At 45.8% G+C, this 16,709-nt stretch carries 15 protein-coding genes and 1 pseudogene; 8 read left to right on the top strand and 8 right to left on the bottom strand.

The features are described 5' to 3' along the window. Positions 1-30: 30 nt before the first annotated feature. Together glyQ and glyS are read left to right on the top strand one after the other, a co-directional pair. Positions 31-1,020, top strand: a complete 990-nt coding sequence (gene glyQ, locus ADA42_RS07495; RefSeq protein WP_025095686.1) for a glycine--tRNA ligase subunit alpha — start codon at positions 31-33, stop codon at positions 1,018-1,020. Further along, complete coding sequence (gene glyS / locus ADA42_RS07500) at positions 1,020-3,089, top strand: glycine--tRNA ligase subunit beta (protein ID WP_048764439.1); 2,070 nt, start codon at positions 1,020-1,022, stop codon at positions 3,087-3,089. Before glyQ ends, glyS begins: the two co-directional genes overlap by 1 nt. A gap of 53 nt (positions 3,090-3,142) precedes the next feature. On the opposite strand, the gene ADA42_RS07505 is transcribed toward glyS, so the two are convergent. From ADA42_RS07505 to ADA42_RS07515, 3 genes are all read right to left on the bottom strand, one after another. Further along, positions 3,143-4,951, bottom strand: a complete 1,809-nt coding sequence (locus ADA42_RS07505) for an aminopeptidase P family protein (protein ID WP_048764440.1) — start codon at positions 4,949-4,951, stop codon at positions 3,143-3,145. 4 nt (positions 4,952-4,955) lie between these two features. Continuing rightward, the gene (locus tag ADA42_RS07510) at positions 4,956-6,488 is read right to left on the bottom strand and encodes a peptide MFS transporter (protein ID WP_048764441.1); all 1,533 of its coding nucleotides are present in this window, start codon (positions 6,486-6,488) and stop codon (positions 4,956-4,958) included. Between the two features lie 141 nt (positions 6,489-6,629). Next, complete coding sequence (locus ADA42_RS07515; RefSeq protein ID WP_048764443.1) at positions 6,630-7,526, bottom strand: DMT family transporter; 897 nt, start codon at positions 7,524-7,526, stop codon at positions 6,630-6,632. 111 nt (positions 7,527-7,637) lie between these two features. On the opposite strand from ADA42_RS07515, the pseudogene ADA42_RS07520 reads away from it, so the two are divergent. The 3 genes and pseudogenes from ADA42_RS07520 (at position 7,638) to ADA42_RS07530 (ending at position 9,641) form a co-directional block, all read left to right on the top strand. Continuing rightward, a pseudogene (locus ADA42_RS07520) lies at positions 7,638-8,513 on the top strand (LysR family transcriptional regulator). 78 nt (positions 8,514-8,591) lie between these two features. Continuing rightward, the gene (locus ADA42_RS07525; protein WP_004934404.1) at positions 8,592-8,981 is read left to right on the top strand and encodes a hypothetical protein; all 390 of its coding nucleotides are present in this window, start codon (positions 8,592-8,594) and stop codon (positions 8,979-8,981) included. A 174-nt stretch (positions 8,982-9,155) separates the two neighbouring features. Then, entirely contained in the window at positions 9,156-9,641 is a 486-nt protein-coding gene (locus tag ADA42_RS07530; protein WP_004934400.1) for a hypothetical protein, read from the top strand. Here the strand turns inward: ADA42_RS07530 and ADA42_RS07535 are convergent, their stop codons facing one another. Beyond that, positions 9,642-10,604 carry a 2-hydroxyacid dehydrogenase gene (locus ADA42_RS07535; RefSeq protein ID WP_048764444.1) on the bottom strand — a complete coding sequence of 321 codons (963 nt, stop codon included), beginning with the start codon at positions 10,602-10,604 and terminating at the stop codon, positions 9,642-9,644. A gap of 315 nt (positions 10,605-10,919) precedes the next feature. Between ADA42_RS07535 and ADA42_RS07540 the strand changes: the two genes are divergently transcribed. Beyond that, complete coding sequence (locus ADA42_RS07540) at positions 10,920-11,480, top strand: hypothetical protein (protein ID WP_004945091.1); 561 nt, start codon at positions 10,920-10,922, stop codon at positions 11,478-11,480. Positions 11,481-11,549: 69 nt separating this feature from the next. Here ADA42_RS07540 and ADA42_RS07545 read toward each other — a convergent pair whose 3' ends face one another. Then, complete coding sequence (locus ADA42_RS07545) at positions 11,550-12,815, bottom strand: hypothetical protein (protein ID WP_048764445.1); 1,266 nt, start codon at positions 12,813-12,815, stop codon at positions 11,550-11,552. A 202-nt stretch (positions 12,816-13,017) separates the two neighbouring features. Beyond that, positions 13,018-13,860: an aldo/keto reductase gene (locus tag ADA42_RS07550; protein WP_048764446.1), complete on the bottom strand. Its 843-nt coding sequence runs from the start codon at positions 13,858-13,860 to the stop codon at positions 13,018-13,020. A 206-nt stretch (positions 13,861-14,066) separates the two neighbouring features. Here ADA42_RS07550 and ADA42_RS07555 point away from each other — a divergent pair, with 206 nt between their 5' ends. Then, on the top strand, positions 14,067-14,837 hold the full coding sequence (locus tag ADA42_RS07555) for a class I SAM-dependent methyltransferase (protein ID WP_048764448.1): 771 nt from the start codon (positions 14,067-14,069) through the stop codon (positions 14,835-14,837). A 16-nt stretch (positions 14,838-14,853) separates the two neighbouring features. Then, positions 14,854-15,408, top strand: a complete 555-nt coding sequence (locus tag ADA42_RS07560; RefSeq protein ID WP_228137566.1) for a hypothetical protein — start codon at positions 14,854-14,856, stop codon at positions 15,406-15,408. 84 nt (positions 15,409-15,492) lie between these two features. Here ADA42_RS07560 and ADA42_RS07565 read toward each other — a convergent pair whose 3' ends face one another. Both ADA42_RS07565 and ADA42_RS07570 read right to left on the bottom strand, forming a co-directional pair. Further along, positions 15,493-16,053: a hypothetical protein gene (locus ADA42_RS07565; RefSeq protein WP_004934380.1), complete on the bottom strand. Its 561-nt coding sequence runs from the start codon at positions 16,051-16,053 to the stop codon at positions 15,493-15,495. A 117-nt stretch (positions 16,054-16,170) separates the two neighbouring features. After that, positions 16,171-16,641: a Holliday junction resolvase-like protein gene (locus ADA42_RS07570; RefSeq protein WP_025095699.1), complete on the bottom strand. Its 471-nt coding sequence runs from the start codon at positions 16,639-16,641 to the stop codon at positions 16,171-16,173. Positions 16,642-16,709 lie beyond the last annotated feature (68 nt).

Genomic DNA, 16,709 nt, shown 5'->3' on the forward strand with positions numbered 1-16,709 from the left:
CAATTTTTTCGCATAAATTAGTGGATGCACATGAGTCGCGCCATCTCTCATATTGATACCTTTCAGGGCTTGATTCTTGCCCTACAAAATTACTGGGCCGAACAAGGCTGTGTGGTTCTCCAGCCTTACGATATGGAAATGGGCGCAGGCACATTTCATACTGCAACTTTCTTACGTGCGCTCGGACCTGAGACATGGAATGCGGCGTATGTTCAACCTTCTCGTCGTCCAAAAGACGGCCGTTATGGCGAAAACCCAAACCGTTTGCAGCACTACTATCAGTTTCAGGTGGTGCTTAAGCCAAATCCAGACAATATTCAACAGCTTTATCTCGACTCGCTCAAAGCGATTGGCATTGATACGCTGACTCACGATATCCGTTTTGTCGAAGACAACTGGGAATCGCCAACGCTTGGCGCTTGGGGTTTAGGCTGGGAAGTGTGGCTCAACGGTATGGAAGTGACACAATTTACCTACTTCCAGCAAGTCGGTGGCATCGAATGCTATCCTGTCACGGGTGAAATCACCTATGGCCTTGAGCGTCTTGCTATGTATCTGCAAGGTGTCGATTCAGTCTATGATCTGGTCTGGACCAAAGGCCAATTTGGTACAGTGACTTATGGCGATGTGTTCCATCAAAATGAAGTTGAGCAATCAACTTATAACTTCGAATATGCGCCTGTAGACAAACTGTTTGAATTGTTCGATTTTTACGAGTCTGAAGCGAATCGCTTAATTGACGCAAAACTCTCCTTGCCTGCTTATGAACAAGTCGTTAAAGCGTCGCATACCTTTAACTTGCTCGATGCACGCGGCGCGATTTCAGTCACTGAACGTCAGCGTTATATTTTACGTGTACGTACACTGGCTCGTGCGATTGCACAAAGCTATGTACAAGCGCGCGCAGAACTTGGCTTCCCAATGGCTGAACCACATTTACGTGATGAAGTATTGGCACAGTTAAAAGCACAAGCGGAAAGTGAAGCAGCTCAAGCTGAAAAAGCCAAGGAGAGTAAATAATGAGCAAACATACTGTTTTATTCGAACTTGGCTGCGAAGAGCTTCCACCAAAAAGCTTAAAAACTTTACGTGATGCCTTAAAAGCAGAAACAGAAAAAGGCTTAAAAGATGCTGGTCTAAACTTCGCTGCCATTGAAGCGTATGCAGCACCACGTCGTTTAGCGCTGAAAATTATTGATGTCGATGCCGCACAAGCAGACACACAAAAACGTTTTGATGGCCCAGCTGTTCAGGCGGCTTACGATGCAGAAGGCAAACCAACTAAAGCACTTGAAGGCTTTATGCGTGGTCAGGGCATTAGCGCCGATCAAGTCAGTACTTTTCAAGCGGGTAAAGTCGAGAAGGTCTGCTACCTAAAAGACGTCAAAGGTCAAAGCCTAGACGCGTTACTGCCACAGATTTTACAAACAGCCTTAGATAATTTACCGATTGCCAAGCGTATGCGCTCTGCGGCAAGCCGTACCGAGTTTGTACGTCCAGTGAAATGGGTGGTGTTGCTTAAAGATGATCAAGTGGTTGACGCCACTATTCAAGATCACCAAGCGGGTAATGTGACTTATGGTCATCGTTTCCATGCACCTGAGGCTGTAACTTTAGCGCATGCCAATGACTATTTAGCTGCACTCGAAAAAGCGTACGTTGTTGCGAACTTTGAAAAGCGTCAGACAACCATTCAAGAGCAAGTGAAAAAGTTAGCTGATGAAGTGAATGCGACTGCAATTGTTCCAGCCGACTTACTTGATGAAGTAACAAGCCTCGTTGAATGGCCTGTCGCTTTACGTGCAACCTTTGAAGAACGCTACTTAGCTGTTCCTCAAGAAGCACTGATTACCACCATGCAAGACAACCAGAAGTATTTCTGTTTGATCAATGCGGAAGGTAAATTACAGCCTTACTTCATTACAGTATCGAATATTGAGTCAAAAGATCCGACACAAATTATTGAAGGTAATGAAAAAGTTGTTCGTCCTCGTTTGTCTGATGCTGAGTTCTTCTTCTTACAAGATCAAAAGCAACCGCTTGCGTCTCGTAAGGAAAAGCTGGCCAATATGGTATTCCAAGCACAGCTTGGTACGCTTTGGGACAAATCAACACGTATTGCCAAACTTGCTGTTGCATTATCTTCAATTACGAATGCAAACCCAGCTGATGCTGAAAAAGCAGCATTACTTGCAAAATGCGACTTAACCTCTGAACTTGTGGGCGAGTTCCCAGAACTTCAAGGAATTGCGGGTACTTACTATGCGCGTATTGAAGGTGAAAACACTGAGGTTTCAGAAGCGTTAGGTGAGCAATATTTACCAAAATTTGCCGGTGATGTTTTACCTAAAACTAAAACCGGTACCACGGTTGCCCTTGCAGACCGTTTGGATACGCTGGTGGGTATTTTTGGTATTGGGCAAGCGCCTACAGGCTCGAAAGACCCGTTTGCACTTCGTCGCTCTGCTATTGGGATCTTGCGTTTAATCATTGAAAATGAATTGAACGTGACCATTGAAGAATTGGTCAATCTTGCACTTCAAGGCTATGGCGATATCGTCAAAGATCACGATAAAACCCGTACTGATGCAGTGGCTTTCTTGGAAGGTCGTTACCGTGCCAAATATGAAGACCAAGGCGTTGCCGTTGACGTACTTCAAGCCGTTCAAGCACTGGCACCAAAATCACCACTCGATTTTGATAAGCGCGTGAATGCGGTCAACCACTTCCGTGCCTTGCCAGAAGCGGCAGCACTGGCTGCTGCAAATAAACGCGTGGCGAATATTCTTGCCAAAGAAGCGGCACCAGAAGGTGCAGTCGTTGAAGCCAATTTAGTAGAAGATGCAGAAAAAGCATTATTTGCTGAGCTTCAAGCCGTCACGCCTGTGGTTGAGCCATTACTTGCAGCAAAAGACTACACTGCTGCACTGTCTAAACTTGCCGCACTTCGCGCACCGATTGATGCCTTCTTTGATGGCGTGATGGTAATGGCTGATGATGCAGAGTTAAAAGCCAACCGTTTACGTTTGTTGGCACAGTTGCGTCACTTATTTACTGCGGTTGCGGATGTGAGTGTATTGCAGGGTTAATTCCTACTTTGTAATTAAAGCCATGTTTTTATCTGATAAAAACATGGCTTTTTTTATTGCTGCTGCGTCATCCGCTGTAACCAGTCTTTCGCTGAGCCAGTCAGATGAGGTGAAAGTTTTTCCCACACCAAGGTATGATAATCATTGAGCCAGCGGCGCTCGGATTCATTGAGCAATGCCATATCAATACAACGATCATCAAACGGACATAGCGTCAGTGTCTCAAAATAAAGAAAGTTACCATAGTCCGACTGGGCATCGGCCATAGGCTGATTCACCACTAAGTTTTCAAGTCGAATCCCCCATTGCCCCTCGCGGTAAAGTCCCGGCTCATTGGAGGTGATCATGCCTGCTTTCATACCCGAATAGGGCGTGATTGGCGCATAGTAAGACAGTACTTGCGGGCCTTCATGCACATTTAACGCAAAGCCAACGCCGTGACCCGTGCCATGACGATAATCCAGTTGCGCCTGCCATAATTCTTTTCGACAAATACTGTCGAGTAAAGGTGCTGCAATCCCTTCAGGAAATACGGTCTGCGCAAGTGCAATATGTGCCTTTAACACCAAAGTATAGTCGCGGCATTGCGCGGGTGTGGGTGACCCAATCGGCACCACACGGGTAATATCCGTGGTACCTGTCTGATATTGGCCACCTGAATCGATCAACAATAAGCCCTGACCTTGAATCTGGGCAAATGAACTGTTTGTGGCACGATAGTGTGGCAAGGCACCATTTTGATTGAATCCTGCAATGGTGGCAAAACTCAGCCCTAAAAATCCAGATTGCTGCTGACGAAACTGGGTAAGACGTTCATCAATCGTGAGCTCTGTAATTGGCTGCTGCTCGGCCAAAGCCTGCTCTAGCCAAGCAAAAAAATGTGCCAATGCAACACCATCTTTGACCATGGTCTGGCGCATCCGCTCAATTTCGATAGGTGTTTTCTGGGCTTTAAACAGACTACTCGGATTCAGGTCGATCTTGCGCTTGATCTGTGCCGGACAGGCCTGAACGTGGGCAACCGATATTTTCGCTGCATCGATCAACAATGTGCCTGCCTTGAGCTGGCTCAATACCTCTTTGGTGGCGGTATAAGGCATAATTTGCAGGCCATCGCGGATCAAGCTGGCTTTGATCTCGCTCGACAGCTTGGCATCATCGATAAACAAAATGAAGGTTTGATCATCATCGAGATATAAGTGTGCCAAAAAAACCGGATTAAACTCGACATCGGCACCACGTAAATTCAAGATCCAAGCAATATCATCCAATGCAGATATGAAATGATGCTGACACTGTTTTTGTGTCATCTGCTCACGAATTGCAGCGATTTTTTCCTGTCGTGACTGTGTAATGACCTGCTCAGGCAATGCATATAGCGCAGCGCAGGGCAACACAGGCCGATCCGTCCAGATACGATCAATTAAATCCAGATCGGTACTCAGACGATAGTTTGCTCCGAGCGCTGTGTTGAGTTGCTCGAATAATTGGAGTGAGGTGACTTCACCATCCATCGCAATATGTGCACCCTCAGGCAAGTGTTGGCTCAGCCAAGTCACATAGGAAGTACGCGGATCTGGCGTTTGTTTTTGCAATACAATGCCACTGCCCGCAAGCTGCTGCGCGGCTTGTACCCAGTAACGGCCGTCCACCCACAAACCCGCTTCAGTGGCTATCACCACCAGGGTTCCCACCGAACCGGTAAAACCAGAAAGCCAGCTGCGGCTTTGCCAGTGTTCTGGTAAATATTCCGACATATGCGGATCGGCACTGGGAATCAGGTAGGCATCTATAGCATGCTGTTGCATCTGCTCCCGTAATTGTGCCAAACGGTACTGTGCACTGAGTTGTTGAATCTGCATGACCTTACCCTTGCTGATATTCGTGTTGATGCTGCATCAAACGGTGAATCGGTTTTCGTAACAGCGCAATCACGGCTGCGCCAATCAATAAAATTACCACACATTTTGAAAATAACGGCGGTAACTGGTGCAGTTGTTGACCAGAAACATGACCACCAATCCAGCCTGCCACCAGATTGCCCATCGCTGTAGCAGTAAACCAAATGCCCATCATTTGCCCAGACAAACCTTTCGGCGCCAGACGAGTCATGGCCGACAAGCCGACAGGGCTTAAACATAGCTCGCCCCATGTCATGAACAGCAAACATCCGATAAGCCAGAACGGCGATACTAAACCGCCATGATGCAGTACTTGCTGGGCAGCCAGAATCATCACCAGAAAGCCAAATGCTGCAAAAACTAAGGCCAGACTAAACTTGGCTAAATAGCCTGGCTCTTGTTGGCGTCGTGCCAGCGTGATCCATAACCATGCCGCCAGTGGTGCGAAAATAATAATAAAGATGGCATTAATTGATTGAAACCAAACCACCGGAATTTCAAAGCCACCGATATGACGCTCGGTATAATCCAATGCAAAAAGATTTAATGAAGTGGGCTGTTGCTCAAAGACAGCCCAAAATAATGTGGCGGCCAAAAACAAAATAAAACAGATCAGTAGTTTGGTTTTTTCAATACGATTTAAACGATGAAACAAAAATAAATAGGCAAAATAGACCGTCACAATCGCCAATATACTTAAGGCGAAATACTCCACGATCACCACAGGCTGAATCACGATCCAACCTCGATAGAGGGAAAAAAATCCAGCTATAAGTAACACAGCGACTAGGCTAAGACCCTGCTTAATCTTACGAATTTTGGCAGGATCACGCAGTACCGAGCTTTGCACAGGCATATTCTGGTTCAATTGGCGTACCTGTGGCATAGCCAAACAACGAAAAATCAGCAGGGAAATCAACATACCGATACCGCCAATACCAAAGCCGACATGCCAACCGTACCGTTGTAAGAGCAATCCAGTGACGAGAGGTGCCAGAAATGCGCCGAGATTAATTCCCATATAGAAAATGGAAAATCCCGCATCACGACGCTGATCTTGTGCCTGATAAAGTGTGCCCACAATCACCGAAATACAGGTTTTAAATAAACCCGAACCAATCACCAGCAGCACCAGCCCTAAATAAAAAAACACGGTTGAAAACCATGCGGTGAGTGCAATTGATAAATGCCCCAGTGCAATGATCACTGAGCCGTACCATACCGCACGCTCTTGACCCAACCAATGGTCGGACAGCCAGCCACCGACCAAGGTAAACAGATAGATACATCCAGCAAATAAGCCGACAATCGCCGCTGCATCGGTACGTTGAAGCCCAAGTCCACCTTGAGTCACCATAGCCGACATATACAAAATCAGCAGTGGTCGGATCCCATAGTAGGAAAAGCGTTCCCAAAGCTCGGTCAAAAACAACCCTTGCAGCGGTTTGGGATGTCCTAAAAATCCGCGGTCTAATCGTTTTGTTTCATCCTTCGTCATATGAATCCTTCATATTATTTTTTTATTTTGAAGAGATCAGCCTAACAAAACGGAAGCCAGGCACAATGACGCCGTGTTGTTATTTTTTAGACAAAATGTCAATTTACGATAATTAGATTAATTTTATTCATTTTTTAAGCGCTATTTTTTAATATAGTTCATTATGATGAGACTCATAATAATAATTGCACCACCTATGAGTACCCCTAATGACGGCCTCTCTCCTGTCATGATTAGGCCCAGTGCAATCGCCACGAGTGGCGTACAATATAAAAAGCTTGATGCTTGAGTTAACGGAAGTGTTTTCAGTACACTGCCCCACAACACATGCGCCAATGCACTCGGAAAAATCCCCAACAGGATAATGGATAGATTGGCTTGCCACGAAGCAGCCATCACCGCTTGCGGCAGATGTGGACTAAACAGCAATAAAGGCAGTGTCCCCAACCAGATGACATAACACATCATGCTGAGTACGTCGTAATTGAGGGCGAACTTTTTATATAGATTAAAATAAATTGCCCATGCCACCGCTGCCAATACAATGAATAGGCTGTACAAGCTAGGAGGCTCCACACCACGATCCGCTGTGATGACCAGTACAGCGCCCACAAGCCCGAGTAAAATACAGCCCCATTGCTTCAGTTGAATGCGCTGTTTAAGCACAAATGCTGAAATCAGTAAGGTAAACAACGGAATCGATTGGCTTAAAATACTTGAAGCCACTGCACTCACATATTGCTGTCCGGCGTTGATCAGTAAATGATGCAAGGTGACTGAAAAAATACCCAGAATACCCAGCGCAGGAAGATCTTTAATCTTTAGCGGTTGAATTCCTTTTTTGGCCACCAGCACCAGTAAAAATAGCGACGCCAATATAAATCGTAATAGTGCAATCTGCTCGGGACGATAGGCCATCAGTGCACTGTGTACACCTATCGGTGAGTAGCCCCAGCACAATACGGTCAAGGCAATACAAGCATAGAGCTTCACTGGATATTTCTGTACCCGTAGTGGTGAGTAAAGTGATATGGCCATGGTGGACTCGGCTGTGATCTCAAGTGGCGATGGCTTTAGCGTAGCGGACTGTTGTATTAAGAAAAATTAACTTATATTGATTGCATCATTCATTTTTAATGAAGTATGATCATGGAAATTAGTCAACTTCGTATGTTTCATACAATTGTCGAGGCAGGAAGTATGGTGCAAGCCGCTCTTCGACTACATTGTGTGCCCTCCAATATCACCACACGCATCAAACAGCTTGAAGAAGAATTAAATACGGCGCTGTTTTATCGTGATGGAAAGCGCTTACAGCTCACCCCGTCGGGAGAAATCTTTCTGGACTATTGTCAGAAAATTTTGGCACTGTGCGATGAAGCCAAACGTAGTGTTCATCTCGATGCTGCGCCTTCAGGACCATTACGCATCGGTGCAATCGAATCTTCGGCCACCACGCGCCTGCCGCAGTTACTCGCTAAATTTCATCAGCGCTATCCCGAGGTTAACATTCAAATCACCACAGGGACATGGAAACAACTTCTGCTCGATGTGAGCCAGCATAAAATCGACGGCGCGATTGTGGCAGGTTCGATTGAATTTCCATTGCTCAAAAAATTTGAGATTTATCAAGAAAACATGGTGTTGATTGCGGCCGAATCGCTTGGCGAAATTTCGACGCAAGAAGATTTGATTGGCAAAGAAATTTTTATGTGGACCGAAGGCTGTCCTTATCGTGCAGCACTTGAAGACTGGCTCAAACTTAAAAATATTTCACTCCCGATGACCAGTATTACCAGCTATGCCACCATTATTGGCTGCGTGAGTGCAGGCTCAGGCGTGTCGTTGATTCCCAAAAGCATGTATGAGCAATACAAAAATCTGCCTCAGCTTTGCGCTTATCAGTTTGATCATCTGACCGCGATTCAAAATCAGTTTTTCTAGCATCAAAATGTCTTAAATCATAAAGCTCGCGATGCTTTTTTAGCTTTGCTACAGCAGGAATTTTCTACAAAAAATTGCTAAAAACCGGGCTTTTGATTTTATCTTCTGGTTTAAAGTTCGCTATACTCAAGAAAATGAACAACAACATAGACTGAAAATATGAACTTAAAAACGCTTTCACTTGTGGGATTTACTTGTTTGGCTATCACTGCATGTTCAAGTAATCCACCTCTTCCTGAAACCACAGTTGGGGTGATTGAAGAAGTTAAAGATATCAAGGCCTTTCCGGACACCAAACACAACAAGGCCAAACTGATCAAACTAGGAAATCAATGCACCATCGAATTTACCGGGATGATGGAAGCCGGTAAGGCACGCGAGAACTGGACCTTTAGTGGCAATACCCTCATTTCGGCAACCTCTATCGTGATTGCCAAAGATGGTACAAGTGCCGCTAAGACTTTCGATTTATACGATAAAAACGTACAAGCCAACTTCCTATCACTGCGTGACAACTTTAAGAAAGAAAACGTGGCCCTGTGCCAATAAACCAATTCTTCTGCCCTTAACGTGTTTAAGGGCAGAGTCCTGCTGTTATTTCTTCCTCACACCTGTATGCCTCGTGTAGCAAGCTGTAAGGTTTTTTTCTAAAAAGCTGTTTATTGGCGCCGATCTGGTTAATATAAAGCAGACTTGATAGATGAACTTCACAGGATCGTGTTTATGTTAAAGCCTTTACTGCTGAGTCTTGCATTGAGCGTACCAGCGCTGACCATCACCAGCGTGACCTTTGCAGCAAACAGCACAGCATCCAATCCCTCAGATGCCAAAACGCCACCGTATGGCGATAATCCCAATATTTTTCGAGTGTTAACTTACAAGGCAGGAGAAAACCTGAACCGTCTTGGCAATTCGATCCAACGCGGTGCTGATAAATCCTCTGCCAAAATCAATGAAAAATGGGAAGACACCAAAAACTTTGGACAAGAGCAGTCTCAGGTTGCACAGCAAAAAGCCAGCAATGCCAAAAGCTATACCGAACAAAAATGGCAACAAACCAAAGCCGCAGTTGCAGGTGACCCAAGTGCTACCGTTCCCATTGAACAGCGTAGCCTGAGCCAGCCGTCAACGACAGCATCTCCAGCACCGTCATCTGCTGCGCCATCGGGTGCTGTGACCACGCCTCTTGGTGAAAGTGCTACACCTTAATCAGACATTGACTCGACGCTTGATCTGACCCTGTAAGAATCCCAATGTATTTTCGGTCAGTTGGTCGACAATCCGCTGTCTGGCTTGCACACTGCCCCACGCTGAATGTGGCGTGATCATCAAATTATCGGGCGTGTGATCGAGCAGCGGATTCCCGGATGTAGGCGGTTCGACGCTCAGTACGTCTGTTGCAGCACCAGCAAGAATGCCCTGATTTAAAGCCGCTAACAAATCGGCTTCATGTACAATTCCGCCGCGGGCACAGTTGATCACGAAAGCCGTAGGCTTCATACGCGCCAATGCCTCTGCATCAATTAAATGTCGGGTGTGTTCACTTAACGGACAGTGCAAACTTAAAAAATCAACTTGAGGTAAGAGTTCTTCAAGCGCAAGTCGATCTGCATGTGCTGGCCGTCCGGGAATATTGGCCACCAGCACCTGCATACCAAAGGCTTGTGCCAAACGTGCAACTTCCTGACCTAACTCCCCATAACCAACAATTCCCAAAGTTTTTCCAGAGAGTTCTATAATTGGATAATCTAAAAAGCAAAATTGTGATGCCTGCTGCCAGCGACCTGCCGCAACGGCGCGATCATAACGAATGAGAGATGTTGCCAGCGCCAGCATGAGCGTTAAAGTGTGCTGGGCAACCGAAGCTGTGCCGTAGCCCTGACAGTTACACACCACAATACCGCGTGCTTTGGCTGCCGCTAAATCGACATTATTGGTTCCAGTTGCCGAGATTAAAATCAGTTTCAAGTGTGGTAATTGTTCAATTGTTTGTGCATCGAGAACCACTTTATTAGTGATCGCTACATCGATATTGCGTAAGCGTGAAAGTACCTGATCTGGTGTCGTGGCTGTATAAAGTTCAAAACGTTGAAAACAGTCGCGTAATGCCTGAAAATCCAGATCATTCATATCGAGTGAACCGTAATCTAAAAATGCCGCGTTGAGACTCATATGCTGCTCTTTTGTAAATATTATAAAAAAAGGGATTGCTGAACAGATGCTCAGCACCCGAATTCGCTCTTTCTTTATACGGCTTCAGTCTGAACAATATCAAGGCTTGCCGATTATAAATACTGTCTAGTTACCCTTGATCAAACGATAAAATCGATCTGTTTGCTGCTCTTCACGATTTCTCCGCATCTACGTTTCTGCTGTTCTTGGCGTGTAATTTTTTTGATGGAACGCACACAAATCACGATTTGTTGAATATGATACACATGTCAACCGCTCGACTTTGCGCCGAGTGTGATTTTAAAGGACAGAAAAATGAAAATGATCAAATCTGCTGTTTTGGCTGTGAGCGTACTTGCTTCTGCTGGTGTTTTCGCGGGGAGTGCTGCGCTCAATGTAGGTGCAAATGCACAAGTTGATTCGAATGGTGGTTTACTGGGCCGTGTAGGTAGTGGCGTAGGCAACATCGTGGGTACTACTTTGCATACCACGCGTGATATTGCCACCACAGCCACTGGTGCTTCACTCGGTGTTGCGGGTCAAGCTGTTCATGCATCGCGCGATATCGCAGTGAATGCGACTGATCGTGCATTTGGTGTTGCAGACCGTGTGACCGACCGTGGTGAACGTGGCGTTGAACAAGCACGTTATGAAGAGCAGCGTCAACGTGAACAAGCGCGCCAGTACCGTGCAGAACAAAAAGCACGTGCAGATTCACGCTGGTCGAATCAGAAAAAAGAGCGCTCAAACGCTGGCGTAAAAGCCAATACACAAGTGGGGGTTCGTGTCGGATCGATCAATGCCAATGCAGGTGTCGATGCCAATGTATCCCCACGTAATCTTGGCGTACAAACACAAGTAGGTGTGGGACGCTAAGCGTTTAGCCATATTGAATATGAATTGAAAAAGGGACGATATCTCGTCCCTTTTTTATATAGTATGCACTTACTGGACGGCACTGAATTTCTCTAGCTCACCCACTGAGCCTTCAGCAAAATGACATAGTCCATGCTCATCGCTGCTTAAGTTTAAGTTTTTATAACTAAGCACATAATAATCAGGATATTTTTTAATCACAATCGGATTCATATCTGGAGTGAGCGTTTCATGCTCTTTAAATAATTTGGCCACCCGCCGATCATTCATGACCACCAGATAATGCTCGCCATTAATTTCTATTTTGAGCAAGCCGCTCATTTTGGCTTCGACCGCAATCAAGTATTTATTATTACGAGTTACTGCTTCTTCAGGATAACACTCAATCTTGTGGCTAATCAGATTAAACACCACCAGATTGCCAAAATGATCTTGTAACTGGTTGCTGGTGGCCTGCGACAAGTTCACTTTGATGCCGAGCTTTTGTAAATCTTGCTCGGTCACCTGACGACGGTTGAGCATAACTCGCGTGATCAGTTGCTTCAAATTCGCATCGAGATATTGATCGTCCAGATGCAAATCATTACTGCGTAAAATCCGGCCCAGTGCCGCGCTGTGCCGCGACATCAGGTTATGGATGACGGTACGGTAGTAAAATTTACTGTTTTTCTTAACGCTACGCATCTGCTGATAAAAATAACGCTGATCGAGCGGATGGCGAATAAAATCGTTGAGCAAGCTCGAACTGGCCAGCACAGATAAAGCTTCATGCCCGGTAAATGGCAAATGCAGTGTCAAAAGCTGCGGTACCACCTGCTTGATTTTGAGGTAATGTTCACGGTCTTCACGGTAGTAGGGATCGTACACCACGATATATTCGGCATCGCTGCAAACATCTTCGTGACGAATTTCCATATCGCGATGCACATTAACATCAAAAAATTCGGCATATCGGCGGTCTTCGACCACTTGCGGATCGATCGAATACTGTGGCACAAAGGCAATTACGCGCTGCATCCGCAGTAAAGCAGAGAACTTGATGGCCGCATATCCCCCCATTGAGCCGCCATATCCGACCACCGTTTCAAAGGTGTCTAAAATCGGATTGACCTGCTCCATCATCTGTTGCATCGATGCTTCGGGAAACCATGATTTCACTTTCGGCATGATACCGAGCACGTTATAGTCGTATTTGACTAAGGATTTTTCGGCATTAATTGACAAACCTTTGGCCCGTGTAATCAGATCACCAAAAGAGATGACCAGTTCACTTGAGGTTCCTTTGAGAAAAATGACACGGATATGTTCATCTTCAAAAATTATTTGTTTGTCCATGGATACACCGAAAATTATGACCAATGTTCATTTTTGCGTTAAGGCAAGCCACTGCACTACAGCGTGAATTGCTTATTTTATAAGGGCATGCCAGATAAAACAGGGCAAAAGATGACACAATGCAGATTTCTTGGCAAGCCATCTGCTCTGAGCCTGCCCTGTTACGCCGCCATTTTAGAAATGAAGCGGGAGATACAACCCATTAAAATTCTTCATAACTCGCCGGGTCTTGGTCGCGTAATCGACCATCTGCACGGGTCAAGGCATCAATTTGCTGCATCTGTTCGGAACTTAATTCAAAATCAAAAATGGTTAAATTGGCACACTGGTTTGTATCACTCGTGGCTTTAGGAATCGGAATCACGCCGTGTTGAAGATGCCAGCGCAACACCACCTGTACCACTGAGCGATTAAGCTGCTGTGCAATCTGCTTTAATTGGACATGCTCAAGAATTGTATTTGCTCGTCCGAGCGGACTCCACGCCATGGTCACAATATTGTGCGACTGATCGTAGGCACGCTGTTCGGCCTGATTAAAATAAGGATGCATCTCGACCTGATTAATCACTGGCACCACACCGGTTTCTCGACGCAAAATTTCCAGATGCTTGGGAAGAAAATTACTCACGCCGATCGAGCGCACATATCCGCGTTGCTGCGCCTCAATCAGGGCTTGCCATGCTTCGATATATAAACCCTGCGCTGGATTAGGCCAATGAATCATATACAGATCCAGATAATCCAGTTGCATGCGATACAACGACTCCTGAATAGTTTCCAGTGCTTTAGGATAAGCATGATGACGCCCTGGTAGTTTAGAGCTGATTTGCACCTCATGACGTGGCAGACCCGACTGCCGTAGCGCTTGACCTACAGCGCCTTCATTTTCATAGTTAAATGCCGAATCGAGAAAACGATAACCGTGCGTCAAGGCGCGCAGCATGGTATCGACGCCTGCGCTCCCCTTTAGGGTATAGGTACCAAATCCGAGTACGGGCAAGGTATTGCCGTCGTGCAGCTGAATCAAAGGAATATTCTGGGTCATGTTCTACTCATTAGGTTCAAGGTGTTCGATCCATCAGGATCATGTCACGCTTTATGTTTATGGATACCACAGAGCCATGCTAAAACGAAAACTGGTTCAGAACGGATTAAATTGTATTAAAAATGCTATTTCAATCACCACTTCAGCAGATCTTTCTATAATGAATGAAGGCAGTTAGCCCTCTCACTTCGTACGAGTACGCCACCATGAATCAGATTCACCAGACGGCACAACAAGGATTCAGTCACGCTGCACAACTGTATCAGCATGCGCGCCCGAACTATCCAGAAGCAGTGGTGAACTGGCTCAAGCAAGACTTGGCGCTTGATGCGCAGTCCAGTGTGATTGATTTGGGTGCGGGTACAGGAAAATTTCTTCCCTACCTCAAACAAGTCACCTCAGCAATTTATGCTGTAGAGCCAATACGCGAGATGTTGCAACAGCTTCAGGCTGCACATCCTGATGTCATCGCGATTCAGGCACACAGCACAGCCATTCCACTTGCATCTGAAAGCATTGATGCGATTGTGTGTGCACAATCTTTTCATTGGTTTGCCAATATCGAAACTCTCAATGAAATGCATCAGCTGCTTCGTCCTGAAGGACATTTGGGCTTGATATGGAATCAGCGCGATGAGCATGTGCCTTGGGTAAAAGCCATTGCAGATATTTTGGCACCCTTAGAAGGCGATACACCGCGCTATCACAGTGGCGAATGGAAAAAAGTATTTGAGTATCAGCAATTATTTCAGCTTGAACGCGCGCATGTGTTTCCACATTCGCACTGTGGAAGCGTCGAGCAGGTGGTGAGCCAGCGCTTACTCTCAACCAGTTTTATTGCGGCCATGCCCGGGGCTGAGCAACTGGCGTTGAAAGCTGAATTTGAAGCCGTGATATTTAGCTTCACTGGAAAACGACCTTCCGACCAAATTACCTTTCCTTATGTAACCTATGTTTATGACTTTAAAAAAATTTAAAAAAGTGGTGATGAAAATGAAAACCCGTACGTATGTGTATGCACTGATTGTTGCCGCAAGTGGCTCGCTATTACTCACTGCCTGCAATAAAACGCCCGACAGCACCGAGAAACCCGCAGCTAGCGCACAGCAGCAGGATGTGATGAAGCAGCTTCAAACACCACCACCTAAAAGCTTTGAGAATACCCCGCAAGATGCGCAGGATATTGCCGCGCTAGATGATTTTGAACAACGCTTTAATGCAATGAACAGCGACATGGAAGCAGAACTGATCAAGTTGCAAAAAAGCGGAGATTTAACGCCTGAGTTTGAACGCAACCGAAAAGCCGATACCGTAAATTCTGCGCTGCAAATGCTCAAAGCACTGGATTTAAAGACCGAACAAGGCCGCTATATTCAGGGACTGTTTTACCAGTATTGGGATATTCAAGCCAAAGCCTATAGCACTACCGAGACCTCCGCTGCCAGCAGTACCGCACATAGCGCCCCCATGACCCAAGGTTTAGGGCATTATTTGCAGGCACAAGAGCAACTTCGACACTGGAAAGAGATGCTCAAAACAAAATCTTAATCCTTAAAAAAACGGCCTTATAGGCCGTTTTTTTATCAGAATAAAGTATCTCGATATGTTCAATTCAAATGCTTTAATCTCAAGCTAAATATTTTGACGTTCGATCCATTGGATTGAACTCACGCGAAAGACTTCACAGGCACCATCACCAACCCCGCCTGGCGCTAACGATGATGTCCAGACCAGATTGTTGTCTTTTACCTCAACCAAGTCGCCTTTGAGTCGAACTAAATCACCTCGTTTAACCTGCGTAATTTGTTTGGCAATTGTTGGATTGGCAGGAATGATGTGCATGTTCGACACCATTTTTAAGGCCTGCTCGGGCGGCACGGGTACGGTGCGCATACTCCAGTTTAAATAGCGGTCATACTGATTGATCTTGATTTGCGATGCAATATTCGGATGTGCAAACAAGCCCCAGCTCACAGCATAGTCTATGGGTGAAAACTTGGCCTGTTCATCATGAAAATACTGCTTTGAACCTAAAATCCGAAAATCACCGTAAAACGGTTTTAGTACAGAAATTGCCTGTCCTTTTGCTTCGGGCTGAAGGCCACGGGCAATATTGTATTCGATAGAATTTGATGCGCTGGCCTGCCCAAGCCACAACGCAGCACACAAGCTGATCAGTAAGCGTTTGCGCATAGAGAACCTCGACGGGAATGCAATGAAATCATGTGGATATATTGATTATACTATGCTCAAACCCATGGAAAAATTAGCATCATTTAGTAACCGTCTATGTAAAATACGTAGTCGTATTTAAACCTCATCAAAATCAATCCGTATCGTTTCAAAACGCACCCGTCCTCGACGAATCGCTTCTGCAATCGCCTGCTGTCCTTTGGTCAGGCGTGCGCCTCCGCTTTTGATATCGACTAAAATCACTTCGATATCATCGGCATGTCCTTCGCCATCTCTAAAATCGGTATAGCCATCAAAAATAAGATAATCGACAGGATCGCCAATAAATTTCGCATCGCTCGGTAAATAACGGAATTCTGGCAAAATCGGCGCAAACTGCTCGGCCATTTTGCCTTTCAGGACCGCTCGGCTGGTATTGACACTGCGCTTTTGTGCTGCAATCAGCGCTTGCTGATGCTCAAGTTCAAGCTCGGCAATATACTGCTCGTACTCGGCTTTAATCCGCCCGTTACGACTGTTTGAAAGAATCAAGGTGGTCACTACCACCCCGATACACACCCCGATCAGCATTGCCATCCAGATGGACATAAGAATTCCTGTTTTGAAATGTGAGCCACACTTTAAATAAGCGCAACACTTTTGTCATGTCTGCGCAT

Origin of the sequence: Acinetobacter sp. 243_ASPC (genome assembly GCF_001054715.1) — a bacterium.
Lineage (GTDB): Bacteria > Pseudomonadota > Gammaproteobacteria > Pseudomonadales > Moraxellaceae > Acinetobacter > Acinetobacter soli.

Bases quoted from the DNA above. Each gene is read 5' to 3' on its own strand.
- ADA42_RS07555 (WP_048764448.1), top strand. From the start codon at position 14,067: ATGAATCAGATTCACCAGACGGCACAACAAGGATTCAGTCACGCTGCA.
- ADA42_RS07540 (WP_004945091.1), top strand. From the start codon at position 10,920: ATGAAAATGATCAAATCTGCTGTTTTGGCTGTGAGCGTACTTGCTTCT.
- ADA42_RS07535 (WP_048764444.1), bottom strand. From the start codon at position 10,604: ATGAGTCTCAACGCGGCATTTTTAGATTACGGTTCACTCGATATGAAT.
- ADA42_RS07505 (WP_048764440.1), bottom strand. From the start codon at position 4,951: ATGCAGATTCAACAACTCAGTGCACAGTACCGTTTGGCACAATTACGG.
- ADA42_RS07530 (WP_004934400.1), top strand. From the start codon at position 9,156: ATGTTAAAGCCTTTACTGCTGAGTCTTGCATTGAGCGTACCAGCGCTG.
- ADA42_RS07510 (WP_048764441.1), bottom strand. From the start codon at position 6,488: ATGACGAAGGATGAAACAAAACGATTAGACCGCGGATTTTTAGGACAT.
- ADA42_RS07560 (WP_228137566.1), top strand. From the start codon at position 14,854: ATGAAAACCCGTACGTATGTGTATGCACTGATTGTTGCCGCAAGTGGC.
- ADA42_RS07565 (WP_004934380.1), bottom strand. From the start codon at position 16,053: ATGCGCAAACGCTTACTGATCAGCTTGTGTGCTGCGTTGTGGCTTGGG.
- ADA42_RS07550 (WP_048764446.1), bottom strand. From the start codon at position 13,860: ATGACCCAGAATATTCCTTTGATTCAGCTGCACGACGGCAATACCTTG.
- ADA42_RS07545 (WP_048764445.1), bottom strand. From the start codon at position 12,815: ATGGACAAACAAATAATTTTTGAAGATGAACATATCCGTGTCATTTTT.
- ADA42_RS07525 (WP_004934404.1), top strand. From the start codon at position 8,592: ATGAACTTAAAAACGCTTTCACTTGTGGGATTTACTTGTTTGGCTATC.
- glyS (WP_048764439.1), top strand. From the start codon at position 1,020: ATGAGCAAACATACTGTTTTATTCGAACTTGGCTGCGAAGAGCTTCCA.
- ADA42_RS07570 (WP_025095699.1), bottom strand. From the start codon at position 16,641: ATGTCCATCTGGATGGCAATGCTGATCGGGGTGTGTATCGGGGTGGTA.
- glyQ (WP_025095686.1), top strand. From the start codon at position 31: ATGAGTCGCGCCATCTCTCATATTGATACCTTTCAGGGCTTGATTCTT.
- ADA42_RS07515 (WP_048764443.1), bottom strand. From the start codon at position 7,526: ATGGCCATATCACTTTACTCACCACTACGGGTACAGAAATATCCAGTG.